The sequence below is a fragment of the Alloyangia pacifica genome (assembly GCF_003111685.1).
Lineage (GTDB): Bacteria > Pseudomonadota > Alphaproteobacteria > Rhodobacterales > Rhodobacteraceae > Salipiger > Salipiger pacificus_A.
In genome coordinates this window covers 272,238-296,214 of sequence record NZ_CP022189.1, presented here as the reverse complement: position 1 = coordinate 296,214, position 23,977 = coordinate 272,238, and the positions used below count along the sequence as shown (strand labels likewise).

At 67.1% G+C, this 23,977-nt stretch carries 21 protein-coding genes; 11 read left to right on the top strand and 10 right to left on the bottom strand.

Annotation, left to right across the window (positions count from 1 at the left end; all coding sequences use genetic code 11):
- Genes CEW88_RS01350 through cobA form a run of 5 tightly spaced genes read left to right on the top strand, consistent with a single transcriptional unit; the run spans window position 1 to window position 7,906 of the window.
- Window positions 1-1,683, top strand: coding sequence for an ABC transporter ATP-binding protein (locus CEW88_RS01350; RefSeq protein ID WP_108964348.1), 1,683 nt, complete (start codon window positions 1-3; stop codon window positions 1,681-1,683).
- Window positions 1,684-1,688: 5 nt separating this feature from the next.
- The gene (gene nirB / locus CEW88_RS01345) at window positions 1,689-4,124 is read left to right on the top strand and encodes a nitrite reductase large subunit NirB (RefSeq protein ID WP_108964347.1); all 2,436 of its coding nucleotides are present in this window, start codon (window positions 1,689-1,691) and stop codon (window positions 4,122-4,124) included.
- Window positions 4,121-4,453, top strand: a complete 333-nt coding sequence (gene nirD / locus CEW88_RS01340; RefSeq protein ID WP_108964346.1) for a nitrite reductase small subunit NirD — start codon at window positions 4,121-4,123, stop codon at window positions 4,451-4,453. Before nirB ends, nirD begins: the two co-directional genes overlap by 4 nt.
- Entirely contained in the window at window positions 4,453-7,092 is a 2,640-nt protein-coding gene (locus CEW88_RS01335; protein ID WP_108964345.1) for a nitrate reductase, read from the top strand. Before nirD ends, CEW88_RS01335 begins: the two co-directional genes overlap by 1 nt.
- Before the next feature lie 10 nt (window positions 7,093-7,102).
- A complete protein-coding gene (gene cobA, locus CEW88_RS01330) occupies window positions 7,103-7,906 on the top strand; it encodes a uroporphyrinogen-III C-methyltransferase (protein WP_108964344.1) in 804 nt (267 codons plus the stop codon).
- Between the two features lie 28 nt (window positions 7,907-7,934).
- On the opposite strand, the gene CEW88_RS01325 is transcribed toward cobA, so the two are convergent.
- The 5 genes from CEW88_RS01325 to CEW88_RS01305 all read right to left on the bottom strand — a co-directional run bounded on the left by CEW88_RS01325 (window position 7,935) and on the right by CEW88_RS01305 (window position 12,736).
- Entirely contained in the window at window positions 7,935-8,573 is a 639-nt protein-coding gene (locus CEW88_RS01325) for an aspartate/glutamate racemase family protein (protein ID WP_108964343.1), read from the bottom strand.
- Window positions 8,573-9,412, bottom strand: coding sequence for an ABC transporter permease (locus CEW88_RS01320; protein WP_108964342.1), 840 nt, complete (start codon window positions 9,410-9,412; stop codon window positions 8,573-8,575). The genes CEW88_RS01325 and CEW88_RS01320 overlap by 1 nt, the downstream gene beginning before the upstream one ends.
- A gap of 3 nt (window positions 9,413-9,415) precedes the next feature.
- The gene (locus CEW88_RS01315; protein WP_108964341.1) at window positions 9,416-10,279 is read right to left on the bottom strand and encodes an ABC transporter permease; all 864 of its coding nucleotides are present in this window, start codon (window positions 10,277-10,279) and stop codon (window positions 9,416-9,418) included.
- 115 nt (window positions 10,280-10,394) lie between these two features.
- Window positions 10,395-11,660: an ABC transporter substrate-binding protein gene (locus CEW88_RS01310; protein ID WP_108964340.1), complete on the bottom strand. Its 1,266-nt coding sequence runs from the start codon at window positions 11,658-11,660 to the stop codon at window positions 10,395-10,397.
- Window positions 11,661-11,752: 92 nt separating this feature from the next.
- Window positions 11,753-12,736 (bottom strand): ABC transporter ATP-binding protein, encoded by a 984-nt coding sequence (locus CEW88_RS01305; RefSeq protein WP_108964339.1) that lies wholly within the window; start codon window positions 12,734-12,736, stop codon window positions 11,753-11,755.
- A gap of 338 nt (window positions 12,737-13,074) precedes the next feature.
- Here CEW88_RS01305 and CEW88_RS01300 point away from each other — a divergent pair, with 338 nt between their 5' ends.
- Complete coding sequence (locus tag CEW88_RS01300) at window positions 13,075-13,710, top strand: GntR family transcriptional regulator (RefSeq protein ID WP_254694457.1); 636 nt, start codon at window positions 13,075-13,077, stop codon at window positions 13,708-13,710.
- Window positions 13,711-13,721: 11 nt separating this feature from the next.
- The gene (locus tag CEW88_RS01295) at window positions 13,722-14,534 is read left to right on the top strand and encodes a GNAT family N-acetyltransferase (RefSeq protein ID WP_254694420.1); all 813 of its coding nucleotides are present in this window, start codon (window positions 13,722-13,724) and stop codon (window positions 14,532-14,534) included.
- 16 nt (window positions 14,535-14,550) lie between these two features.
- On the opposite strand, the gene CEW88_RS01290 is transcribed toward CEW88_RS01295, so the two are convergent.
- A complete protein-coding gene (locus CEW88_RS01290; RefSeq protein WP_217626434.1) occupies window positions 14,551-14,766 on the bottom strand; it encodes a DUF2945 domain-containing protein in 216 nt (71 codons plus the stop codon).
- Between the two features lie 58 nt (window positions 14,767-14,824).
- A complete protein-coding gene (locus tag CEW88_RS01285; protein WP_108964336.1) occupies window positions 14,825-16,333 on the bottom strand; it encodes an MORN repeat-containing protein in 1,509 nt (502 codons plus the stop codon).
- Between the two features lie 190 nt (window positions 16,334-16,523).
- Between CEW88_RS01285 and CEW88_RS01280 the strand changes: the two genes are divergently transcribed.
- Together CEW88_RS01280 and CEW88_RS01275 are read left to right on the top strand one after the other, a co-directional pair.
- Entirely contained in the window at window positions 16,524-18,182 is a 1,659-nt protein-coding gene (locus CEW88_RS01280) for an NAD+ synthase (RefSeq protein ID WP_108964335.1), read from the top strand.
- Window positions 18,183-18,187: 5 nt separating this feature from the next.
- On the top strand, window positions 18,188-19,243 hold the full coding sequence (locus CEW88_RS01275; protein WP_108964334.1) for a glycosyltransferase family 4 protein: 1,056 nt from the start codon (window positions 18,188-18,190) through the stop codon (window positions 19,241-19,243).
- Window positions 19,244-19,255: 12 nt separating this feature from the next.
- On the opposite strand, the gene CEW88_RS01270 is transcribed toward CEW88_RS01275, so the two are convergent.
- Window positions 19,256-19,645: a metallopeptidase family protein gene (locus CEW88_RS01270; protein ID WP_108967469.1), complete on the bottom strand. Its 390-nt coding sequence runs from the start codon at window positions 19,643-19,645 to the stop codon at window positions 19,256-19,258.
- A 182-nt stretch (window positions 19,646-19,827) separates the two neighbouring features.
- Here CEW88_RS01270 and CEW88_RS01265 point away from each other — a divergent pair, with 182 nt between their 5' ends.
- Window positions 19,828-20,379: a 2OG-Fe(II) oxygenase gene (locus tag CEW88_RS01265; RefSeq protein WP_108964333.1), complete on the top strand. Its 552-nt coding sequence runs from the start codon at window positions 19,828-19,830 to the stop codon at window positions 20,377-20,379.
- Between the two features lie 45 nt (window positions 20,380-20,424).
- Here CEW88_RS01265 and CEW88_RS01260 read toward each other — a convergent pair whose 3' ends face one another.
- The gene (locus CEW88_RS01260) at window positions 20,425-21,354 is read right to left on the bottom strand and encodes an MBL fold metallo-hydrolase (protein WP_108964332.1); all 930 of its coding nucleotides are present in this window, start codon (window positions 21,352-21,354) and stop codon (window positions 20,425-20,427) included.
- A 168-nt stretch (window positions 21,355-21,522) separates the two neighbouring features.
- Entirely contained in the window at window positions 21,523-22,476 is a 954-nt protein-coding gene (locus tag CEW88_RS01255) for a 1-phosphofructokinase family hexose kinase (protein ID WP_108964331.1), read from the bottom strand.
- A 99-nt stretch (window positions 22,477-22,575) separates the two neighbouring features.
- Between CEW88_RS01255 and gltX the strand changes: the two genes are divergently transcribed.
- Window positions 22,576-23,910 (top strand): glutamate--tRNA ligase, encoded by a 1,335-nt coding sequence (gene gltX, locus CEW88_RS01250; RefSeq protein WP_108964330.1) that lies wholly within the window; start codon window positions 22,576-22,578, stop codon window positions 23,908-23,910.
- Window positions 23,911-23,977 lie beyond the last annotated feature (67 nt).

The window sequence follows — 23,977 nt, the reverse complement described above, 5'->3', positions numbered from 1 at the left end:
ATGGCCATCCTTGAGTTCCAGAACGTCTCGAAAAGCTTCGGCGAGGGCACCCAGGCGACCCACGTGCTGAAGGACATCAACCTGACCGTCGAGGACGGCGAGTTCCTCGTCATCCTCGGCTTCTCCGGCACCGGCAAGACCACGCTGATCAATCTGATGGCCGGGCTCGAGGCGCCGAGCAAAGGCCGCGTCACCTTCAAGGGCTACGACATCGAGGGCCCCGGCCCCGAGCGCGGCGTGGTCTTCCAGAACTACTCGCTGATGCCCTGGCTCACGGTGGAGGGCAACGTGCGCCTCGCGCTCGACGCGGTCTTCCCCGAGATGAGCAAGACCGAGAAGTCCAAGAAGACCGCCCATTACATCAAGATGGTCGGCCTCAGCCACGCCACGCACCGCCGCCCCGCCGAACTCTCGGGCGGGATGCGCCAGCGGGTCAACGTCGCCCGAGCACTGGCCATGTCGCCCGAGATGCTGCTGCTTGATGAACCTCTGTCGGCGCTGGACGCGCTGACCCGCGCCAACCTCGCCGACGAGATCGAGGCGATCTGGGAGCAGGACAAGAAGACCTGCGTGCTGATTACCAACGACGTCGACGAGGCGATCACCCTCGCCGACCGGATCATCGCGCTGAACCCCGATGGCACGCTCGGAGCCGAATTCCGCGTCGACATTCCCCGCCCGCGCGAGCGGAGCGAGATGAACCACCACGAGGGGTTCAAGAAGCTGCGCGCCGAGGTCACCGGCTACCTGATGGACGTCGGCATTAAGGCAAAGGTCGAGGGCTCGCGCATCCTGCCAAACGTCACCCCGATCCACGCCGTGCCCGCTGCGGTGCAGAAGGCGCAGGAAGGAATGATCGACGAGCGTTTCCTCGACTTCAGCCAGCTGCACAAAATCTACCCCACCCCCAAGGGCCCGCTGACGGTGGTTGAGGACTTCAACCTCAAGATCAACCGCGGCGAGTTCATCTCGCTGATCGGCCATTCGGGCTGCGGCAAGTCCACCGTGCTGACCATGGCGGCGGGTCTCAACGACATCTCGAAGGGCGCCATCAAGCTCGATGGCCGCCACGTCGAAGGCGCCGATCCCGAACGCGCCGTGGTGTTCCAGTCACCGAACCTCTTCCCCTGGCTCACCGCCCGCGAGAACTGCGCCATCGGCGTCGACAAGGTCTATCCCAAGGCCAGCCAAGCCGAGCGTCAGGACGTTGTGGAATACTACCTCGAGCGGGTCGGGCTGGCCGATGCCATGGACCGCGGTGCCGCCGATATGTCGAACGGCATGAAGCAACGCGTCGGCATCGCCCGCGCCTTCGCGCTCTCGCCCAAGCTGCTGCTGCTCGACGAGCCCTTCGGCATGCTCGACAGCCTCACCCGCTGGGAGCTGCAGGAGGTTCTGATGGAGGTCTGGAGCCGCACCAAGGTCACCGCGATCTGCGTGACCCATGACGTCGACGAGGCGATCCTGCTGGCTGACCGCGTGGTGATGATGACCAACGGCCCGCAGGCCACCATCGGCAAGATCACCGATGTGAACCTGCCCCGCCCGCGCACCCGCAAGGCGCTGCTCGAGCACCCCGACTACTACGCCTACCGCCAGGAAGTGCTCGATTTCCTCGAAGAATATGAACACGGCGCCAAGCCCAAACCCCAACCGGCCGCCAAGGCCATCGCAGCGGAGTGACAAAGATGGCGAAAAAACTCATCGTGATCGGCGCCGGCATGGCCTCTGGCCGAATGCTGGAACATCTGATCGACGAGGCGCCCGGCGCCTATGACATCACGCTCTTCAACGCCGAGCCGCGCGGCAACTACAACCGGCTGATGCTCTCGCCGGTGCTGTCTGGCGAGAAGACCTACGAGGACATCGTCACCCATGACGCCGCTTGGTACGAAGAGCGGGGCGTGACCTGCCGCTTCGGCGAGAAGGTCGTGGCGATCGACACCGCTGCAAAGGTGGTTACCGGCGAGAACGGCACACTGCCCTACGACAAGCTGGTCATCGCCACCGGGTCGAACCCCTTCATCATCCCGCTTCCGGGACATGATCTGGAGGGCGTCATCCCTTACCGCGATCTCGAGGACACCGAGGCGATGATGGCGCTTGGCGCGGGCAAGCGGGCGGTGGTCATCGGCGGCGGCCTTCTGGGGCTGGAAGCCGCCGCCGGCATGGCCGCGCGCGGCACCGAGGTCGACGTGGTGCACATCATGGGCCACCTGATGGAGCGCCAGCTCGACGAGGCGGCGGGCTACCTATTGCGCAAGTCGCTGGGCGAGAAGGGCATCCGCATCCACTGCAAGGCCAACTCCAAGCAGATCCTCGCGGACGACCTCGGCCATGTCCGCGCGCTGCAACTGGATGACGGCACCGAGCTGCCCTGCGACCTGCTGGTCATGGCCGTCGGCATCCGCCCGAGCACCGCGCTCGGCAAGGCGGCGGGGCTCGAGGTGAACCGCGGCATCGTGGTGAACGACCAGATGGTCACCTCGGACCCCGACGTTCTGGCGCTTGGCGAATGCGTCGAGCACGCCGGGGCGGTCTTCGGCCTTGTCGCGCCGCTTTACGATCAGGCCAAGGTTCTGGCCAAGACCCTGCTCGGGCAGGAGGCGAGCTTCGTTCAGAAGGAGGTCGCCACCAAGCTCAAGGTCACCGGCTGCGATCTCTTCTCGGCCGGCGATTTCGCCGAAGGTGACGGTCGCGAGGACATTGTTTTCCGCGACCCGGCCCGCGGCGTCTACAAGCGGCTGATCCTCGAGGGCAATCGCCTGATCGGCGCGGTCATGTATGGCGACACCGCCGACGGCGCGTGGTTCCACGGCCTCATCAAGGACGCCACCGATGTCGAGCAGATGCGCGAGACGCTGATCTTCGGACCGGCCTACCAGGGGTTGGCCGCTGCGGACCCTATGGCGGCCGTTGCAGCCTTACCGCGTGACGCGGAGATCTGCGGCTGCAACGGCGTCTGCAAGGGACAGATCGAAGATGCCATCCACGCCGGCGCCGGGGACCTCGGCGCGGTGCGCGCCACCACCAAGGCCAGCGCGTCCTGCGGCACCTGCACCCGGCTGGTCGAGCAACTGCTCGGCGCAACGCTGGGCGATGACTTCGTCATCCCCGCCGCGCGATCGGTCTGCGGCTGCACCAATCTCAGCCATGAGGACGTGCGCCGCCTGATCAAGTCGCAGGAGCTGAAATCGCAGGACGCTGTTTGGCAGGAACTCGGCTGGACCACGCGCAACGGCTGCCATGTCTGCCGCCCGGCGGTGAACTTCTACCTGCTCGCCGACTGGCCGCTCGACTACGTGGACGACCCGCAGAGCCGCTTCGTCAACGAGCGCAACCACGCCAACATCCAGAAGGACGGCACCTATTCGGTGATGCCCCGCATGTGGGGCGGCATGACCACCCCGCAGGAATTGATGGCCATCGCGCAAGCGGCCGAGAAATACGGCGCCACGGTCAAGGTCACCGGCGGCCAGCGCATCGACCTTCTGGGGGTGAAAAAGGAAGATCTGCCCGCCATCTGGCATGACCTCAATCAGGCCGGCATGGTCTCGGGCCACGCCTACACCAAGGGTCTGCGCACGGTGAAGACTTGCGTGGGCAGCGACTGGTGCCGCTTCGGCACGCAGGACAGCACCGGACTCGGCATCGCGCTCGAGCGGCGGCTCTGGGGCTCGTGGACGCCGCATAAGGTCAAGCTCGGCGTCTCGGGCTGCCCGCGCAACTGCGCCGAGGCCACCTGCAAGGACGTGGGCATCGTCTGCGTCGACTCTGGCTTCCAGATCGGCGTCGCCGGGGCCGCGGGCATGGACGTGAAAGAGACCGAGCGTCTGGTGGACGTGCGCACCGAGGAAGAGGCGATGGAGTGGACCGTCGCCTTCATCCAGCTCTACCGCGAGCACGCCAAGTATCTCGACCGGCCCTACAAATGGGTGGCCAAGGTGGGGCTCGACTGGGTGAAGGAAACCCTCGCCGATGCCGCCGAGCGGCAGGCGCTGGTCGAGCGTTTCGACATCTCCCAATCCGTCTACCAAAAGGACCCCTGGGCCGAGCGGGCCAAGCCGGAGGTGGCACGCCGCTTCCACCCGCTCGCCGATCTCACGCTGGAGGCTGCGGAATGAGCTGGATCGACATCGGACATATCGACGACATCCCCCTGCGCGGGGCGCGGCTGGTAAAGACCCCCGTGGGCTGCGTGGCGATCTTCCGCACCGACGAGGCGGAGGTTTTCGCCGCCTCCAACACCTGCCCGCACAAGGCGGGGCCGCTCTCGGAGGGCATCGTGCATGGCCAGAAGGTTACCTGCCCGCTGCACAACTGGGTGTTCGACCTCCACACCGGTGAGGCGCAGGGCGCCGACGAGGGTCGCATCGCCACCTACCCGGTGCGGCTCGAGGGGGAGCGTATCCTGCTCGACTGCCATGCCGTCGGAAAGCGGAGCGCCGCGTGATGGACGGCTCGGGCCTGCCTGAAATCCGCTCGACCTGCGCCTATTGCGGCGTCGGCTGCGGCGTGCTGCTGCGCCCCGACGGGGCGGGCGGGCTCGATGTGCGCGGCGACCCCGCGCACCCGGCCAACAAGGGGCGCCTCTGCTCCAAGGGCTCGCAATTGGGAGAGACGGTGGGGCTCGAGGGCCGGTTGCTGAAGCCGCGGGTCAACGGGCTCGACAGCGAGTGGGACACCGCGCTCGACCTCGTCGCCCTGCGCTTCCGCGAGACCATCGCCGAGCACGGGCCGGACAGCGTCGCCTTCTACGTCTCCGGCCAGATGCTGACCGAGGATTACTACGTCGCCAACAAGCTGATGAAGGGCTTCATCGGCTCCGCCAACATCGATACTAACTCGCGGCTCTGCATGGCCGCGACCGTGGCGGGCCACAAGCGCGCCTTCGGCACCGACACCGTGCCCGGCACCTACGAGGATCTCGAAGAGGCCGATCTGGTGGTGCTGGTGGGCAGCAACCTTGCGTGGTGCCACCCGGTGCTGTTCCAGCGCGTCGTCGCTGCGAAGAAGGCGCGCCCGGGCATGAAGGTCGTCGTGGTCGATCCGCGCCGCACCGCCACCTGCGACGCCGCCGACCTGCACCTGCCACTGAAGGCCGGAACGGATGTGGCGCTGTTCAACGGACTGCTGACCGAGATCGCCGCGCAGGGCGCGGTGGACGCAGATTTCATCACCCATGTCGAGGGTTTCGAAGCCGCGTTGGGATCGGCCTCGGACGATGATCCTGCCCGCACCGGGCTCGACACCGCCACGCTGCAGCGGTTCTACGATCTCTTCGTGCGCACCAAGAAAGTCGTCACCGTCTTCAGCCAGGGCGTGAACCAATCCTCCTCGGGCACCGACAAGGTCAACGCGATCCTCAACTGCCACCTTGCCACCGGGCGCATCGGCAAGCCGGGCATGGGGCCGCTCTCGGTGACCGGCCAGCCCAACGCCATGGGCGGGCGCGAGGTCGGCGGGCTGGCGAACATGCTGGCCTGCCATCTCGATATCGAGAATGTTTCCCACCGCTCCGCCGTGCGCGAATTCTGGTCCGCGCCCACCATCCCCGACTCGCCCGGGCTGAAGGCGGTGGACCTTTTCCAGGCCGTGGGCGAGGGCCGGATCAAGGCGCTCTGGGTGATCCACACCAACCCCGCCGTCACCATGCCCGATGCCGACCGGGTGCGTGACGCGATCAAGGACTGCCCCTTCGTGGTGGTCAGCGACATCACCGCCGCCACCGACACCGCCCGGCTGGCGCATGTGCTGCTGCCCGCCACCGCCTGGGGAGAAAAGGAGGGCACCGTCACCAATTCCGACCGCACCATCTCGCGCCAGCGCGCCGCCCTGCCCGCACCCGGCGCGGCGAGGCCCGACTGGGAAATGCTCTCGGAAGTGGGAAGGCGCATGGGCTGGCCGTCGGCTTTCGACTACGCCTCCCCCGCCGAGATCTTCCGCGAATACGCCGCGCTTTCGGGCATCGCGGGCGGCTTCGGCAAGGATTTCGACATCTCCGGCCACGCGGGTCTCACCGATGGCGAATATGCTGCACTTGCGCCCTTCCGCTGGCCCCTTGCCGGGGCGCGCAAGGGCGGGCGGTTCTTCGGCGACGGCGCCTTCTACACCGAAAGCGGCAGGGCGCGCATGGTGCCGGTGAAGTGGAAGGACTTCGCCCAGAAGACCGCAAGGCGCTTCCCCTTCCGCTTCAACACCGGGCGTATCCGCGACCAATGGCACACGATGACCCGCACGGCGCGCTCGCCGCGGCTGTCGGCGCATCTCGCTGAGCCCTTCGTCGAGATCCATCCCGAGGACGCGGCGGCGCTGGCGATCGCGCCCGCCAGCCTCGTGCGGGTCACCTCCACTCACGGAACGGCCCTCCTGCGGGCCCTCATCACCGACAAGGTGCAACGCGGCGAGGTCTTTGCCCCCATACACTGGACCGGCGAGACAGCGCCCGCCGCCCGCATCGACGCGCTCGTGCCCCCCATCACCGACCCGATCTCCGGCCAGCCCGAGAGCAAGGGCGCGGTGGTCGCGCTCGCGCCCTTCGCGGCCAAGTGGTACGGCTTTGCCGTTTCCTGCACCGAGATGGCGCCCGAAAGCGACTATTGGGCGGTCGCCCGAACCGAGAGCGGCTGGCGGCTCGAGATGGCCGGGAGCGAGTCCCCCGAAGACTGGGAGGTCGAGGCGCGCCGCCTCTTCGACCTGCCGCGCGCCGAGATGCAGGCGATCACCGATCCGCGCCGCGGGTCTGTCCGCATCGCCTTTCACGCCGAGGGCCGACTACGCGCCGCGCTCTTCGTCTCTCCCGAGCCGGTGGGGGTGATGCGCAGCCATGTCGCCACGCTGCCCGGTGAAGAAGCGCCGCATGTGCTCACCGGCCGCGCGCCCGCCGACCAGCCCGATCCTGGCCCGGTGGTCTGCGCCTGCTTCAACGTCGGGGTGAACACCATCCTGGACGGCATCGAGACGCAGGGGCTGATGAGTGTCGACGCCATCGGCGCGGCGCTGCAGGCGGGAAGCAACTGCGGCTCCTGCCGTCCCGAGCTCGCGGCCCTGCTGTCCCGCGCCAAGACCCCGACCCCCGAAGCGGCAGAATGAGGAACCCAAGATGAGCGTTCTTCCCAGCTTTCCCATCGCAGCCCCCGACGAGATGCCGGCCAAAGGAACCATCGCCCTCGTCGGAGCCGGGCCGGGCGCGGCTGATCTGCTGACCCTGCGGGCGGTGGCGCGTCTGCAGGCAGCCGATGTGATCTTCTATGACCGGCTCGTCGATCCCGATGTGCTGGCGCTGGCCGGGCCGCGCGCCGAGCTGGTCTTCGTCGGCAAGGAGGTCGGCGCCCACGCCTGGCCGCAGGAGCAGATCAACGCCGTCATCGTTGCCGCCGCCCTGCGGGGGCGCAATGTCGTGCGTCTCAAGTCCGGCGATCCCGGCATCTTCGGACGCGCCGCCGAGGAACTCGAGGCCGCGCGGATGCACGGCATCGAGACCGAGATCGTCCCCGGGGTGACCGCTGCCATGGCCGCCGCTGCCCGCGCCGGCATCCCGCTGACGACGCGCGGCGAGACCGATGCGCTGGTGCTGGCCACTGGCCACGCCCGCGCAGGCGATCCCCTGCCCGACTGCGCCCGCCACGCCCGGCCCGGCGTCGCGCTGGCGCTTTACATGGCGGTGAGCCAGGCCGAGCGGATCACCCGGTCGCTGCTGGAGACGGGGATGCCCGAGGATGCGCCGCTGACCATCGCGGTCGAGGTCTCGAAGCCGGGCGAGCGGATCATCACCGGGCGGCTCGTGGACCTTCCGGCGCTGCTCGTCCAGCACGGGGTGACGGGCTGTGCGGCGATCCTCGCGAGCTGGCCGAAGATGGCGAAAGCCGGGGTGTGCGAGGGAGCGACAGGCAAGGCGCTTGCCTGAGCCATCCTCTTGACGATAGCTCGGCGGATCAGAGCACCGAGATCAGCCGCGCCGCGCTTTCCACGCCGTCGATCACCGGCTTGTCGAACCGCGCCCGCAGGTGCGCCGTCAGCTTCGCCATCCCGGCGCAGCCGAGGATCACGCAATCCACAGCGTCGCCGGCCATGGCACGGGCGGTCTCGGCGGCCACCGCCTCGGTCGCCGCCTCGGGATCCTCCTCGAGGGCCAGCACCGGCACGTCGGAGGCCCGCACCTTGCCCAGCAGGTCCTCGAAGCCGTAGCGGATGATGTTCTCCTCGAGGATGGGCACCGATACCGCCAGCGTGGTCACCACCGAGAAGCTCCAGCCGCGCAGGGCGGCGGCGTGATAGGCCGCCTGCCCGATGCCGATCACCGGCACCTTCGAGCGGGCCTGCGCCTCGGCCAGCGCGGTGTCGTCGAAACAGGCGATGATGATGCCCTCGAAGCCCTCGGCATTGGCCTTGTCGATCAGCCCCAGCAGCGGCGGCGCAGCCTTCAGCCCGTCGGCGTGACCCTGGATGGCGGGCGGGCCGTCAGCATTCGTCCAGCCCTCGAGGGTCAGCCCCGGCACCGAGGCGCGGGCGACCTCCAGCATGGCCTCGGTCATCGCGGCGGTGCTGTTGGGGTTGATGATGAGGTAGGCCATCAGACCATTCCCTTGCCGGCATCCGACCCCTGCTTCGCCCGCCGCTTGTTCATCGACCAGACGGTGAGCAGGAAGACCCCGATAATCACCAGCGAAAACGCCGTGGTCAGCGTGCCGAGCGCAAAGATCACCGGCGTGGTGACATTGGTGGTCATGCCGTAGATCTCGAGCGGCAGCGTGTTGTAGCTGCCCGCGGTCAGCAGGGTGCGGGCGAACTCGTCGTAGCTGAGCGTGAACCCGAAGAGCGCGACGCCGATCAGCGAGGGCGCGATGATCGGCAGCACCACGTGGCGCAACGCCTGCCAGTTGCTCGCACCCTGATCGCGGGCCGCCTCCTCGTAGGATTTGTCGAAGCGGTTGAACACCGCGAACATGATCAGCAAGCCGAAGGGCAGCGTCCATGTCAGCTGCGAGCCGAAGCCGGAGCTGGCCCAGTGGATCGGCAAACCGGCCTGGCTGAAGATTAGCCCGACCCCAAGCGAGACCAGGATCGAGGGGATCACCAGCGCGGTGATCACCAGGTAGAACAGCACCACGTTGCCGGCGAAGCGCTTGCGGAAGGCCAGCCCGCCCATCACCGAGACGATGACGGTGGTGACCATGACCATCAGCCCCAGCACGAAGCTGCGGCGGAAGCTGCCCCAGATGTCGCCCACTGCCTGCTGCTGGAAGAGGTCGAAGAACCAGTGCAGCGACGCGCCGCGCATCGGGAAGGTGAGGCCCCCCTGTGGCCCCTGAAAGCTGAGGATCGCGATGGTGAAGGTCGGCCCGTAGAGGAACAGCAGGAACAGCACGAAAAAAGCGCCGAGCACGTAGAAGGAGCGGGGGCGGGTTTCCATGGATCAGAGCTCCTTGCGGATGTCGACGAAGCGCAGAAGGATGCCGATGACCATCAGCACGGTAACCAGCAGCACCACCGCCGTGGCCGAGGCCGAGGGGTACTGCAGCAGCGCGATGTCGTTCTGGATGAGCCGGCCGACGTTGGCCGATTGCGAGCCAGACATGAATCGGACCGTAACGAAGTCGCCCATCACCAATGTGACAACGAAGATCGTGCCGATCATGATGCCCGGCTTGCACAGCGGGATGATCACGTTGGTCAGCGTCTGGAACCCGCTGGCGCCGCCGTCATAGGCCGCCTCGATCAGCGATTTGTCGATGCGCATCATGGTGTTGAAGATCGGCACCACCATGAACAGCGTGTAGAGATGCACGAAGGCGAGGATCACCGAGAAATCCGAGTAGAGCAGCCAGTCCAGCGGCTCGTCGGTGATGCCCGCCGAGATCAGCGCCGAGTTGGCCAGCCCGTTGCGCCCGAGAAAGGGGATCCACGAGATCATCCGGATGATGTTCGAGGTCCAGAACGGGATGGTGCAGAGCAGGAAGAGCGCGATCTGCCAAGTTTGAGTGCGCACGTGGAAGGCAAGGAAGTAGGCCACCGTGAAGCCGATCCCCAGCGTGAAGACCCAGACGATCAGCGCATATTTGATGGTGTTTCCGAACACCCGGTAGGTCACCGGCGAGCCGAAGAGGAAGTCGTAGTTCTCCCAGCTGAAGGCCGGGATGATCGAGAATTCCGTTGCCTGCCAGAAGCTGACGACGACGATCATCGCGATCGGCAGCACCAGAAAGAAGATCAGCACCAGCGTCAGCGGCGAGGCCAGCAACCAGCCGGTCAGGTGTCGGTTCGTTTCGCCAGCGCGCATGGGGCCTCCGGTCGTTGTGTCCTGCGGCAGCGCCGCATCAGGGGCCGCGCCCCGGGCAAATCCGGGGCGCGGCGGTCTCGGTCAGGACCAAGGTGTGACGGTCAGACCCGAGGGATCAGGCCGCGATGAACTCGTTCCACTTGCGGACCATGTACTGGTTCTCGTCCATGACCGCGTTCCAGCAGGCGACGGAGCCCATGCGCTCCTCGAAGGAGCCGCCGTCGCGCACCTCGCCGGCCTTTGCCATGGCGTCGCCGAAGGGGTTGGTGATGGTGTCGGTGGCTTCCTTGCCCTCGAACCAGTAGCCCCACTCGTTCTCGGTCATGTAATCCTTCGAGGTTTCCGGGACCGCCGAGTAATAGCCCTGGCGCATCAGGAAGCCGCCGACCCAGCCGTCGAGGTACCAGTTGATGTACTCGTAGGCCGCATCCAGCTCGAGCCCCGAGAGGTTCTTCGACAGGCCGATGCCGCCGCCCCACGAGCGATAGCCCTCCTTCAGCGGTTGGTAGACGCAGTCGATGCCACGCGACTTGACGGCCGTGATCGCCGGCGACCACATCGACTGGATCACCACCTCGCCCGAGGCCATCAGGTTGACGCTCTCGTCGAAGGTCTTCCAGAAGGCGCGGAACTGGCCGGCCTTCTTAGCCTCGGTGAAGATCGCCATGGTCTTGTCGATCTCTTCGCGGGTCATGTTGCCCTTGTCGCCATAGGCGATCTCGCCCATCGCTTCGCAGACCATGGCGGCGTCCATGATGCCGATCGAGCTGATGTCGAGGATCGAGGCCTTGCCCTTGAACTCGGGGTTCAGAAGCTCGGCCCAGGTGTCGATCGGGCGGCCGATGAGGTCAGGGCGGATGCCCAGCGTGTCGGCGTTGTAGATCGTCGGGATGAGGGTCATCCAGTTGGTCTGTTCCGAGGCGAAGGTGGTGCCGTCGGGACCGTCGGTAAAGCCCACGGTATGCGGCGCGGTGCCCTGCGCGATGGTCGACTCGGGCGTCAGCTTGCCGTCCTTGAAGATACCGACGATCTTGTCGTAGTTCTTGATCTTGCTGACATCCATGGCTTGCAGGTTGCCGGTCGGCCAGACCTTCTTGCAGATCCAGTACTCGATGTCGGCGATGTCGAAGCTGCCGGGCTGGGTGGCGGCCCGCTGGGTCACGGCGTCGGAATCCAGCGCGGTCATCTCGAGCGTAAAGCCAAGGTCTTCTTTCACCTTCTGGCCCACCTCGTTGAGGTTCGACACGCCGGTGCCGAACTGGCGCAGAGTGACATCCTTGATGTTCTGCGCCCAGATCATCGGCGCCGGGAAGGCGCTGGCCGCACCTGCGGCGGCGGCGCCCTTCAGAAGCGTCCGCCGGCTGAGGGTCTGTTTGGTCATTGTGGTCTCCCTATCTGTTGTTTTTCTGGTTTGCGGTCTTCGGAAATGCGTATTTGGAAAGAGAAGAAGGGGCAGGGCCGCGCGCGGCGCGGTCAGGCCGAAAGCGGATGCAGCGCCCGGTCGTCCCAGCTGAGGCCAACCCCGTCGCCGGGGGATTTCGGATCGGAGAAGAACTGCGCTTCCGGCACCCAAGCCGTGACGTCCTGATCGCCGGCGGCGAGGACGGTCACCGCCACATGCGCGCCCTGGAACTCCACCGAGGTGACCCGCCCGCCCAGCGGCGCGCCGGCCTCGGGGGCGATGCGCGTCAGGTCGTTGCGGATGGCGAAACGGCCCTGCGGCAGCGCCAGCACGTTGTGCCCGCCCATGAAGCGGGCGACGAACTCTGTCTTCGGCGCATTGAACACGTCGCGCGCGCTGCCCGCCTGCTCGATCACGGCGTTGTTCATCACGACGATCTCGTCGGCCAGCGCCAGGGCCTCGTCCTGGCCGTGGGTGACATGCACGAAGGTGATGCCAAGCTCGCGCTGCAGGCGCTTCAGCTCGGACCGCATGCGGATGCGCAGGAACGGGTCCAGCGCCGAGAGCGGCTCGTCGAGCAACAGGATCTGTGGCTCGGTGATCAGCGCTCGGGCCAGCGCCACGCGCTGCTGCTGACCGCCCGAGAGCTGCGAGGGCAGGCGCTCTGCATAGGGCGTCATGTCGACGAGCGAGAGCATCTCCATCGCCGAGTTGCGGCGGGTGGCGGCGTCGACGCCCTTCATCTTCAGGGAGAAGGCGACGTTGTCGGCCACCGACAGGTGCGGAAAGAGCGCGTAGCTCTGGAACATCATCGCCGTGCCGCGCTTCGCGGGCGGCAGGTAGGAGATGTCCGACCCGCCCAGAACGATCGAGCCCTCGCTCACCGTCTCGTGCCCCGCGATCATCCGCAGAGTCGAGGACTTGCCGCAGCCTGATGGGCCGAGCAGGCAGGCATAGACGCCCGAGCCGAAATGGTGGTTGATCGCGTCCACCGCGACAGTGTCGCCGTAGCGCTTGGTCAGGCCGACGAGTTCGAGATCGAGTCCTTGGCGCATGTGTCCCCCGTTGTTCCGGCCTCAGCTCCGCCGCAGCGGCTGCCTCCAGATCCTGTCCCCGGGGCGTGCGAAAAACGAAGCGCGGGCGAAGATGGGGAAGGCCAGAAACTGGTGTCCGCTTAAATTTTCACCAATGTTCATGACCTCTGTGCGCTTTTTGATTTCATATTGTACACGATTTTTGGAATCATCCCGTGCGATACCCACACCACTTGTGCGCACAGAGTCTCTCGGGAACAGTGAAGACAAAGGAGACACGCGTGAGTTCAGGAGCGGAAAACCCCGGAAGAACCGCAGAACGCGCCAAGGGTTCCAGGGCCCGGGCCGTCGCCGATGCGCTGACCTTGGCGGTGCACGAGCACCGGCTGGCGCCGGGCCTCAAGCTGAACGAGGACGAGGTCGGTGAGATCTTCGGCGTCGGGCGCACCATCGTGCGCTCGGCGCTCCAGATGCTGGCGCATGATCAACTCGTCACGATCGAGCCCAACCGCGGCGCCTTTGTCGCAGAGCCGTCGATCCGCGAGGCTCGCGAGGTCTTCGAGGCCCGCGCCCTGCTCGAGCCGCGCACGGCCCGCTCGGCCGCCGAACGCATCACAGCAGAGGGCGCCGCCCGGCTGCGCGCCCACAACAGGGCCGAGCACGCGGCGCTCGACCGCGGCGACTACGGCACCGCGCTGCGACTCTCCGGCGAGTTCCACATCGAGATCGCGCGCATTGCCGACCAGTCCACCATCGCCGAATTCATCACCCAGCTCATCGCAAGATCTTCTCTGGTCATCGCTCTTTACTGGCGCAGACCCGAGGCAATGTGCGAAACTCATGCGCATGAGGCGCTGCTGTCCGCCCTTGAACGGGGCGACGGCGCCACGGCGGAGGAGATGATGAAGGGCCACCTGCTCGATCTGCTGTCGTCGCTCGATCTGCGCGAGGCCCCGCCTCCGCCGCAGAGCTTGCGCGACGCCCTGCGGCCATGATGCTGCGAACCATGACCCGGGCCGACCTTGGCCGGGCGCTGGACTGGGCCGCCGAGGAGGGCTGGAACCCGGGGCTCGAGGATCTCGAGGTCTTTCATGCAACCGACCCGAGCGGCTTCTTCTGTGCCGAGCTTGGCGGCAAGATGGCGGCGGCGATCTCGGTGGTGAACCATTCTCCCACGCTTGCCTTCCTGGGGCTCTATCTCTGCGCACCGGCGTACCGCGGCCAGGGCATCGCCCATGCGCTCTGGCTGCACGCGTTGAGACACGCCGGCGACCGCACGGTCGGGCTCGACGGCGTACCGGCGCAGCAGGAGAACTATCGAAAATCGGGCTTCGTGCTGGCCGGACAGACCAGGCGCTACGCCGGGAGGTTGCTCGCTGGGCACGGCAAGGGGGTGACCTCGGCCTCGGCGGCGGACCACCCGCTGCTGATGGAGCTGGAGCGCCGCGCCTGCGGCTATGCCAAGCCCGCCTTCTGCGCCGCCTGGCTTGAACCGGCGCAAAGCCGCTACACGCTGGTACACCGGAGCAATGGCGCGCCGGATGGGTTCCTCACCGTGCGGCGATGCCGCGAAGGCTGGAAGATCGGCCCGCTCTGCGCGCCGAATCTGCAGGTGGCAAGCACGCTGCTAGAGGCTGCGGCCCAGCACACCGAGGACGAGCCGGTGATGATCGACCTGCCGCAGGGGTCGGCGCCGCTGGCCGCGCATTGCCTCGAGATGGGGCTCGAGCAGATGTTCCACACCGCCCGCATGTATCGCGGCCCCGCACCGCTGCCCGGACCCGGCCTGCACGCGGTGGCGACGCTGGAGCTCGGCTGAGGCCGGGCTCGCTGGCTCAGACTTTCGAGAGCTCACTCTCGAGTTTCAGCACCCGGCCGCCGTCTTCCTGCTCAATGAGGAAGGCAGGTGTGTCCGAAGAGCCATTGCGGGTGATCTCCTGGCCCTTGATCTGGCGCGTCACCCTGCGCTCGAAGCGATCTGCGATCTTGCCCTTGGCTCTGCCATCGCCCCAATTCCACTCTACGATTTCGCCGACTTGAAACTTGCTCATCATGTGCCTCCCTGGATTATCTTGAGGAAACACGCATTCGAGCTTGGTGGTTCCTGCGTTATTCGGAGGTCGCGGCGCCCGGCTCCGCCGGAAGCGCCTCTCCCTCGGTCGGATCGGCCCCTTGGTCCGGCGCCTCCGCAGGGGTCTCGCTGTCCTGCACGGGCGTGTCGGTGGTCAGAACGCCGTTCACCCATGTGCCGGTGCTCTGCTCGCCAGTGGCATAGCGCATGGTGCCCTCGCCCTGGCGCTTGCCGTCCTTGAAGTTGCCCTCGTAGACATCGCCGTTGGCATAGGTCGCCACGCCCTCGCCCTCGATCTCGCCGTTGACCCAGCCACCCTCGTAGCGGAAGCCGTCGGGCATGGTGATCGTGCCCTGCCCGTGGCGCTGCCCGTCGCGGAAGGCGCCTGTATAGACCGTGCCATCAGGATAGGTGGCGGTGCCCTCGCCGTGGCGCTGACCATCCTTCCAGTCGCCCTCGTAACGGTAGCCGTCGGGGTAGGTCATCACCCCCTGCCCGTCGTTGCGGGCGTTTTTGAACGTCCCCTCGTAGACCAAGCCGTTGGCGTAGCGGGCCACGCCCTGCCCCTCGATCACACCGTCGACCCAATCGCCCTCGTAGGTGGAGCCATCGGGATAGGTGATCTTGCCGGACCCATTGGCGAGATCGCCAAGGAAGGCACCCTCGTAGACGGACCCGTCGGGATAGATAACCTTGCCCTGCCCCTCGATCTGCCCCGAAACCCAGTCGCCCTCGTAGCGGTAGCCGTCCTCGCCGATGAAGGCGCCCTTGCCCTGCCGCTGGTCGTTGTCAAACTGGCCCTCGTAGACATCGCCATTGGCGTAGGTGACCTTGCCCTGCCCCTCGCGGCGGCCGTCGACCAGTTCTCCCTCGTAGACATCGCCGTTTGGCTGAGTCAGCTTGCCGATCCCGTCGATCTGCCCTTCGCGCCATGTGCCTTCGTAGATCAGACCGTCCGGCATGGTCAGCTTTCCCTGGCCATCGCGCAGCCCGTTGGCAACGCGGCCCTCGAAGACCGATCCGTCGGGATAGGCGATCTCGGCATTGCCCTGCTTGACGCCGTTCACCCAGTCGCCCTCGTAGCGGTAGCCGTTGGGGCCGGTCATCACGCCGCGTCCGTGGTGCAGCGCGTTGCGGAAGGCGCCTTCGTAGCGCATGCCGTTGGCGTATTGCATGACGCCCTTGCCGGTGATCTTGCCGTCGAGCCACGACCCCTCGTAGGTCCCGCCGTCGGCAAAGACGATGCGGCCGATGCCCTCGGGCTTGCCCTTGGCGAACTGGCCCTCGTAGACCGAGCCATTCGGGAAGCGCGCGACGCCCTCGCCGCGGATCTCGCCCTCGGCCCATTCGCCGGTGTATTCGTAGCCATTCGGCAGCCGGTAGGTGCCGGTGCCATGCTGCAGCCCGTTCTGGAAGGTGCCCTCGTAGACCCCGCCATCGTCGTATTGCTTGGTCTGGACCTCGCCGCCCTCGACCTGCGCCAGCGCGGGATAGGTCAGCGCCGCGATCGCCACTGCCGTAAGGATGGTTCTGCCTGAGAGCTTCATGCGCTTTCCTTGCCGGACCTTGCCGGATGCCTGTTGGTCTGCCCCGAAAATCGACCTGAAAACGGGCCTTCTGCCGCCGCGAAACTAAACAACACCCCCTTGGCTGACAATCTCTTTTGCCCCCAGCTTCTTCCCCTCCGGCGTGGTTCTGCTATGTGGGCACGCGGATGTGACCAAAAGGACGTGGCTCATGGGTGACCGTTTCCGCCTGACCCTCGCGCAGCTCAACCCGACCGTGGGCGATCTTGCCGGCAACGCTGCCAAGGCGAAAGACGCCTGGGAGAAGGGCCGCGAAGCGGGGGCCCAGCTCGTCGCCCTGCCCGAGCTCTTCATCGCCGGCTACAACCCGCAGGACCTGCCGATGAAGCACGCCTTCACGCTGGACTGCATGGAGGTTGCACGCAAGCTGGCCGAGGATTGCGCCGACGGCCCGGCGCTGGCCATTGGCTGCCCCTGGATCGAGGGCACCGAGCTCTACAACGCCTATCTCATCTGCCGAGGCGGGCGGATCGTCACCCAGGTCTTCAAGCACCACCTCCCGAACTACGGCGTCTTCGACGAGGTCCGGGTCTTCGACAGCGGCGCCATCGGCGGACCTTACGCGGTGGGCAATGTGCGCATCGGCTCGCCGATCTGCGAGGACGCCTGGTACGAGGACGTGGCCGAGACCCTCGCCGAGACCGGCGCCGAATTCCTGCTGGTGCCCAATGGCTCGCCCTACCGCCGCAACAAACACGACACCCGGCTCAACAAGATGGTGGCGCGGGTCATCGAGACCGGCCTGCCGCTCATCTACCTCAACATGGTGGGCGGACAGGACGACCAGATCTTCGACGGCGGCTCCTTCGTGCTGAACCCCGGCGGCCAGGCGGCGCTGCAACTGCCGGTTTTCGAGGAGGAGATCGCGCAGGTCGATCTGGTGCGCACCCCCGAAGGGTGGCGCGCCGAGGCCGGGCGTTTCGTGCAGCACCCGAGCGAGATGGAACAAGACTACCACGCCATGGTGCTGGCCCTGCGCGACTATTGCCGCAAGACCGGCTTCGGAAAGGTGCTGCTGGGCATGTCCGGCGGGATCGACTCGGCGCTGGTTGCCACCATCGCAACCGACGCGCTTGGCGCCGAGAACGTGCGCTGCGTGATGCTGCCGTCGGAATACACCTCCGAGCACTCGCTCGAGGATGCCAAGGCCTGCGCCAAGAACCTCGGCTGCCACTACGACTTCGTGCCGATCGCCGAGGCGCGTGGTGCGATCACCAATACGCTGTCGTCGCTCTTTGAGGGTCGGCCCGCCGACCTGACCGAGGAGAACATCCAGTCGCGCCTGCGCGGGCTGCTGTTGATGGCGCTCAGCAACAAGCTTGGCGAGATGCTGCTGACCACCGGCAACAAGTCCGAGGTCGCGGTGGGATACGCCACGATCTATGGCGACATGGCAGGCGGCTACAATCCGATCAAGGATCTTTACAAGACCCGGGTCTTCGCAATCTGCCGCTGGCGCAATGAGAACGCGCGCCCCTGGATGAAGGGCCCCGAGGGCGAGGTGATTCCCGAGCGGATCATCACCAAGCCCCCCTCGGCCGAGCTGCGCGAGGACCAGAAGGACAGCGACAGCCTGCCCGACTACCCGGTGCTCGACGGCATCCTCGAGATCCTCGTGGACCGCGACGGCTCGATCGCCGATTGCGTCGCCGCCGGCTACGACCGCGCCGACGCCAAGAAGGTCGAGCATCTGCTCTACATCTCCGAATACAAGCGCTTCCAGTCCGCCCCCGGCGCGCGGCTGTCGCAAAAGGCCTTCTGGCTTGACCGGCGCTACCCGATCGCCAACCGCTGGCGCGACAACGGGTGAGCGCGGTGCGGCCCCGGATCCTCTTCGTCGTCGAGCGGTTCCACACGAACCTCTGGGAGGCGACGCGCGCGCTGAACGCAGCGGAGATCGACGTGGCGGTCTGGGGCAGTGGCAGCGGCAAGACCGAGGACCACAGCGTCGTCGCGCCGCGGCTCTTTCCGCAAGATGCCGACCCCGGCGCATTCCGTGCCGCCTGGGACGCGCTGAAGCCGGACCTGGTGATCCTGCGCAACGTCGCGCGGCACCGCCGGGCGGTGGCCCGGCTGGCGCGTGCCAGCGGCACACCGATGTGGTTCTACGACCTCAATCCCTACCACTGGCGCGAGCCACTGAAGCGCCGGCTGACGCGCCGCTTCCAGGGCCTGCCGCTGCGCCGGGTGACGCCCGTGCTGGGGCTCGACGCGACCATCCCGCCGAGCCGCGACGCCCGCTACATCCCCTGGCCGGTGATGGCGGCGCCGGACGCCGCGCCCTGCGACGCCGACACCCGGAACGGCCGAGAAGTCACGGTGCTCTGCGTCGCCAAGCTTCACAACCCGCGCAAGAACCACGGCATGGTGATCGACGCGCTGCGGGCGCAGGGCCGTGCGGGCAAGGTGCGGCTGCTGCTGGCGGGCACCATCGGCGATCCGGTGCAACACGCCGCGCAGGTTGCCGCGCTGCAAGAGGTGGCCTCGGCCGAGCCCTGGCTCGAGCTGCACGCCAATGTGCCCTTCAAGCAGATGCCCGAGCTCTACCGGCGGGCAGACATCTGCATCCTGCCTTCGGTGCGCGAGCCGCTCGGCTTCGCCCCGGTGGAATCCATGGCCTATGGCTGCGTGCCGGTGATCTCGACCGATGCCGGCTCGGCGGGCTACGTGCGGCACGGCGAGAATGGGCTGCACGTCGACGTAACCCGCCCCGGCGCAGTGGAAGATGTGCTGGCCTCGCTCCTCGACGACGCCGCGCTCCGGCATCGCCTCGGCGCCGCCGCGCTCGCAACCGCGCAGGGAGACCTCGGCGCCGAGCGCTTCGTCACCCGGATGCGCGCGCTGCTGCAGGAGAGCGGCGTCACCGTCTGAGCTTGCGCCTGCTCACTCCCACCAGCGGTCAATGCGCGCAATGTCGTCGTCGGACCAGCCGAAATGATGCGCGAACTCGTGCACCGTCACGTGGGTGACCAGCTCTTCCAGCGTCACGTCATCCCGCTCGCGCCACTCCTGCAGGATCGGCTCGCGGAACAGCCAGACCGTGTCGGGATAGGGTGAGGGCCAGCTCGAGGATTTCTCGGTCATCGGGATCCCCTCGTAGAGACCGGTCAGCTCGAGCGGGTCGTCGATCTCCATCTCGTCGAGAATCTCCTCCGGCGGCCAATCCTCGACGCGCAGCACGACCTCGGCGGCGGCGGCGCGGAAGGGCGCAGGCAGGGCATCGACCGCGGCACGGGCCATGGTCTCGAAGGCGGCGAGATCCGGAGTGTTCATGCAGCGGATATGGCGTGCCGGAGGGTGCGGGAAAAGAGGGAACCGCGGCGCGCGGCGGCCCGGCATGGCGGAGTTCCCACAATGACGCAAAGACAGGTCGCTTTTGGGAATCCATGTCGCAAACGGTACAGATTTTCCCCGCCCCCGCTCTTAGCTGCGCGCTCCGTTTGCAGGAGAGTCGCATGATCACCGTCCACAGCATCCCCGAGGCCTTCTCCGAGACCGACTGCGCCCGTCTCATCGAGATCGCACGCACCGCAGAGGCCTCGGACGCGCGGCTGGTGGGGCAGCAGCGCGCACACAACCTGCGCCGGGCCGATCTGGTATGGCTCGACGATGTCGCGGGCGCGGAGTGGGTCATGGACCGGATTATCGAACTGGTGCGCGACGCAAATCGCAGCGCCTATGACTTCGCGCTCGACGCCTTTGACGAGAGTGCCCAGATCGCCCGCTATGGTGCCGAGCGCGAAGGGCATTTCGACTGGCATTCGGACATCGGGGAAGGCCGCCTCGCCGCGCGTCGCAAGCTGACCATGGTTGTGCAACTCTCGGACGAGGACGACTACGAGGGCGGCGCGCTGGAAGTCATGCCGTCGAACCACATCGTCACGGCAGGAAAAGAGCGCGGCACCGCCACGCTCTTCCCGTCGTACATGCTGCACCGCGTGACCCCGGTGAGCAGCGGCGAGCGTCACTCGCTGACCATCTGGGCGCACGGGCCGGCCTTCCGCTGAGGCCCGCGCGCCTCAGGCGCGCAAGCCAGACCCTTTCGGGCCCGCTCAGCTCAGCAGCAGCTGGTAGCTGTGCGGCACGTAGCGGAAGCCGTCGTCCTCGGCCTCGACGTAGCCGATCGCCGGGAAGGGCATGTGATAGCCAATGAAGGGCGTCCTGTCCTCGGCCAGGGTGCCGAAGATCTTGCGGCGCGACGAGGCGGCGAGCTCCTTGTCCATGTCGAAGCGCACTTCCCAGTCGGGCTTGCCCACCGACCAGACATAGTGGTTGGCCAGATCGGCGGTCAGCATCAGCTTCTTGCCACCACTTTCGAGCATGAAGCACATATGGCCCGGCGTATGCCCGGGCGCCAGAACGGCAGTGATCCCCGGCGCCACCTCGGCGCCGTTGCCAAGGAAGCTGAAGCTTCCCTCCAGTGGGCGCACCTTGCCGTCGAAGGTCTCGTTGCCGGCGGAGGACCAGTGATCCCATTCCTCCTGCCCGGTGAGCAGCGCGGCATTGGCGAAGGTTGGCGTGCCATTGTCCGAGAGCCCGCCGATGTGGTCGCCATGCATGTGGGTGATCACCACGTGGCTCACGTCATCCGCTGCGTAGCCCGCCGCCTCGACCGCGGCGACGATACCCGCCGGGTCGAGCCCGGTGTCGAAGAGGATCAGTGCGTTGCCGGTGTTGACCAGCGTCGGCGTGAAGAAGAACTGCGCCTTGTCCGTCGGGATGTTGGCGGCCTCGGACACCTCGGCGAATTCCTCGGCGCTGGCGTTCATCCCGAAGGTGCCCTGCGGATCGGGCACGGTGCGGGTGCCGGTCATCATCGCGGTGACTTCGAAATCGCCCAGCGGCACGCGGTAGGTCCGCGGCACCAGCGGACCCTGCGAGTTCTGCGCCCGGGCTCTCGTGGCACCGCCAAGAGTGGCGCCAAGCGGCAACGCGGCAGCGCAGGTCAGCGCCGTGCGGCGGGTGATCTTGTCCTTGTCCATTGTCGTCTTCCTCTCTTGTTGCCCTGCAGGCGGTCTTCCTGCGCGAAAGGATAGCGCCCCCGCGGCATTCGGCCACAGGGCACGGGCTGGCGCATCATCACATCCTTGTATTTTTGCGGGATTGACCGAACTCTTCGTAGGCTGCGCCGCTTCCCGGCTGCAGTGCTGTCAGGCCCGTATTTCGCGCGCGCCGCATTGCGCGAGCAGCCCGCGCACCATGGCCCGCGTGCAGAGCGTCGTGCCCGGAGTCGTCACCGTCGCGCTGGCCGCGGCCGCGCCGAGCGCCAGAGACTCCGGTGCGCTCAGGCCAGAGGAAATCCCGAAGGCATAGGCTCCGACGAAACTGTCCCCCGCCCCCACCGCCGAGAGCACCGTGACCTTGGCCGCGCTCACCTGCCAGAGCCCGTCCGGCCCCGCCATGACCGAACCATCCGCGCCGCGCGCAAGGATCACCCGCTCGGCCGCGCCCCGAGCCACGAGCTCGGCAGCGAACCGGGCGGAGTCGGCCCGGGTCATCAGCGGCCGACCCGCCAGGTCCTCGGCTTCGAGACTGTCCATCCGCAGCACCGCCGGCGCCGGATCGGTGCCCTTGGCCAGAAGCTCGAGCACCGGCCCCGAGGTGTCGACGATCAGATAGGCGCCGCGCGCACGCAGCGCGCGGGCAAGCTCGATCGGGAAATCACTCGGCACCCCCGGCGGCTGGCTGCCGCTGAGCACCACGATGCCGCCCTCGTGCACGGTGCTGGCAACCGACGAAAGCGCGTCGTGCACGTCCCCCTCGCTCCAGACCGGCCCGGGCATGACAAAGCGATATTGTTCGCCGTTGTGCCGGTCGTGCACGGCAAGGCTCTCGCGGGTCTCGCCCGGCGCCCGCATCCGCACCAGCGGCAACCCGAGCTCTTCCAGCGCCGCCTCGAGCCGCATCCCCGTCGGCCCGCCGAGCGCCAGAAAGGCCCGTGCCGGGCCACCAAGCTCGGCGGCCACCCGCGCGACGTTGATGCCGCCGCCGCCGGGATCGGCGCTTGGCGTGTCACAGCGCAGCTTCGGCCCGGCCACCACGCGATCCGTGGTGGTCGACAGATCGAGCGCGGGATTGAGCGTGACCGTCAGAATGTCTCTCATAGGGCGGAGAATACACGGCTTGGACACCGCGCCAAGGGCCGCGAACTGGACAAACCGCCGCGCTTGTGAAATTGCCAGCCGCGTATGCAGGAGGCTAGCATGACCACCACCCGTTTCGCACCGTCGCCCACCGGTCACATCCATGTGGGCAACCTCCGCACCGCGCTGTTCAACTACCTGATCGCGCGCAAGGCCGGCGGCACCTTCATCCTGCGCATCGACGACACCGATGCCGAGCGCAGCAAGGAAGAATACGTCGACGGCATCAAGCGCGACCTCGAATGGCTCGGTCTGCACTGGGACAAGACGGAGCGACAGAGCGCGCGGCTGGACCGCTACCATGCCGCCGCCGACGAGCTGCGCGCCCTGGGCCGTTTCTACGAGGCCTTCGAGACGCCGACCGAGCTGGACCTGAAGCGCAAGAAGCAGCTCAACATGGGCAAGCCGCCGGTCTACGACCGCGCCGCGCTGTCCCTTTCGGACGCCGAGAAGGACGCGCTGCGTGCCGAGCGCGGCAACGGCGTGTGGCGCTTCAAGCTGGACCAGCAGCGCATCGACTGGACCGACGGCATCCTCGGCGACATCTCGATCGACGCCGCCTCGGTGTCGGACCCGGTGCTGATCCGCGGCGATGGGCAGATCCTCTACACGCTGGCCTCGGTGGTCGACGACATGGACATGGGCGTCACCAACATCGTGCGCGGCTCGGACCACGTCACCAACACCGCGACGCAGATTCAGATCATCGAGGCGCTCGGCGGCACGCCCCCCGGCTTCGCGCACCACTCGCTGCTCACCGGCCCGCAGGGCGAGTCGCTGTCCAAGCGCCTCGGCGTGCTGTCGATCCGCGACCTGCGCGAGGCGGGCGTCGAGCCCGAGGCGCTGCTGTCGCTGATGGCGCGTCTGGGCTCGAGCCAGCCGGTCGAACTGCGCCTGTCGCTGGACGAGATCGCCGAGGGCTTCGAACTGAGCCAGTTCGGCGCCGCCCCGACCAAGTTCGACGAGCAGGATCTCTACCCGCTGACCGCCCGCAAGCTGCACCAGCTGCCGCTCGAGGCGGTTGCACCGCAGCTCACCGAGATCGGCGTGCCCGAGGGCAAGCAGGCGGCCTTCTGGAACGTGGCGCGCGAGAACATCGTGACCCGCAAGGAGATCGCCGGCTGGTGGGAGCTGTTCCGCGACGGCGCAGAGCCGCTGATCGCCGACGAGGATCGCGACTTCATTGCCGAGGCGATGGGCCTGCTGCCCGAAGGCCCCTACACCACCGAGACCTGGGGCGAATGGACCAAGGCGGTGAAGGAAGCCACGGGCCGCAAGGGCAAGGGCCTGTTCATGCCGCTGCGCAAGGCGCTGACCGGTCTAGAGCGCGGGCCGGAGATGGCGGACGTGCTGCCGCTGCTCGAGAAGATACCGGCAAGAGACCTGGCGAAGTAAGCGCCGGGCTATCGAGATGCGAAAGGCGGACCCCCGGGCTCGCCTTTTTCATGTTTGCTTCGTCGCG

Excerpts from the sequence above, each read along its gene's own strand:
- CEW88_RS01350 (WP_108964348.1), top strand. The coding sequence starts at position 1 with ATGGCCATCCTTGAGTTCCAGAACGTCTCGAAAAGCTTCGGCGAGGGC.
- nirB (WP_108964347.1), top strand. The coding sequence starts at position 1,689 with ATGGCGAAAAAACTCATCGTGATCGGCGCCGGCATGGCCTCTGGCCGA.
- nirD (WP_108964346.1), top strand. The coding sequence starts at position 4,121 with ATGAGCTGGATCGACATCGGACATATCGACGACATCCCCCTGCGCGGG.
- CEW88_RS01335 (WP_108964345.1), top strand. The coding sequence starts at position 4,453 with ATGGACGGCTCGGGCCTGCCTGAAATCCGCTCGACCTGCGCCTATTGC.
- cobA (WP_108964344.1), top strand. The coding sequence starts at position 7,103 with ATGAGCGTTCTTCCCAGCTTTCCCATCGCAGCCCCCGACGAGATGCCG.
- CEW88_RS01325 (WP_108964343.1), bottom strand. The coding sequence starts at position 8,573 with ATGGCCTACCTCATCATCAACCCCAACAGCACCGCCGCGATGACCGAG.
- CEW88_RS01320 (WP_108964342.1), bottom strand. The coding sequence starts at position 9,412 with ATGGAAACCCGCCCCCGCTCCTTCTACGTGCTCGGCGCTTTTTTCGTG.
- CEW88_RS01315 (WP_108964341.1), bottom strand. The coding sequence starts at position 10,279 with ATGCGCGCTGGCGAAACGAACCGACACCTGACCGGCTGGTTGCTGGCC.
- CEW88_RS01310 (WP_108964340.1), bottom strand. The coding sequence starts at position 11,660 with ATGACCAAACAGACCCTCAGCCGGCGGACGCTTCTGAAGGGCGCCGCC.
- CEW88_RS01305 (WP_108964339.1), bottom strand. The coding sequence starts at position 12,736 with ATGCGCCAAGGACTCGATCTCGAACTCGTCGGCCTGACCAAGCGCTAC.
- CEW88_RS01295 (WP_254694420.1), top strand. The coding sequence starts at position 13,722 with ATGACCCGGGCCGACCTTGGCCGGGCGCTGGACTGGGCCGCCGAGGAG.
- CEW88_RS01290 (WP_217626434.1), bottom strand. The coding sequence starts at position 14,766 with ATGAGCAAGTTTCAAGTCGGCGAAATCGTAGAGTGGAATTGGGGCGAT.
- CEW88_RS01285 (WP_108964336.1), bottom strand. The coding sequence starts at position 16,333 with ATGAAGCTCTCAGGCAGAACCATCCTTACGGCAGTGGCGATCGCGGCG.
- CEW88_RS01280 (WP_108964335.1), top strand. The coding sequence starts at position 16,524 with ATGGGTGACCGTTTCCGCCTGACCCTCGCGCAGCTCAACCCGACCGTG.
- CEW88_RS01270 (WP_108967469.1), bottom strand. The coding sequence starts at position 19,645 with ATGAACACTCCGGATCTCGCCGCCTTCGAGACCATGGCCCGTGCCGCG.
- CEW88_RS01265 (WP_108964333.1), top strand. The coding sequence starts at position 19,828 with ATGATCACCGTCCACAGCATCCCCGAGGCCTTCTCCGAGACCGACTGC.
- CEW88_RS01260 (WP_108964332.1), bottom strand. The coding sequence starts at position 21,354 with ATGGACAAGGACAAGATCACCCGCCGCACGGCGCTGACCTGCGCTGCC.
- CEW88_RS01255 (WP_108964331.1), bottom strand. The coding sequence starts at position 22,476 with ATGAGAGACATTCTGACGGTCACGCTCAATCCCGCGCTCGATCTGTCG.
- gltX (WP_108964330.1), top strand. The coding sequence starts at position 22,576 with ATGACCACCACCCGTTTCGCACCGTCGCCCACCGGTCACATCCATGTG.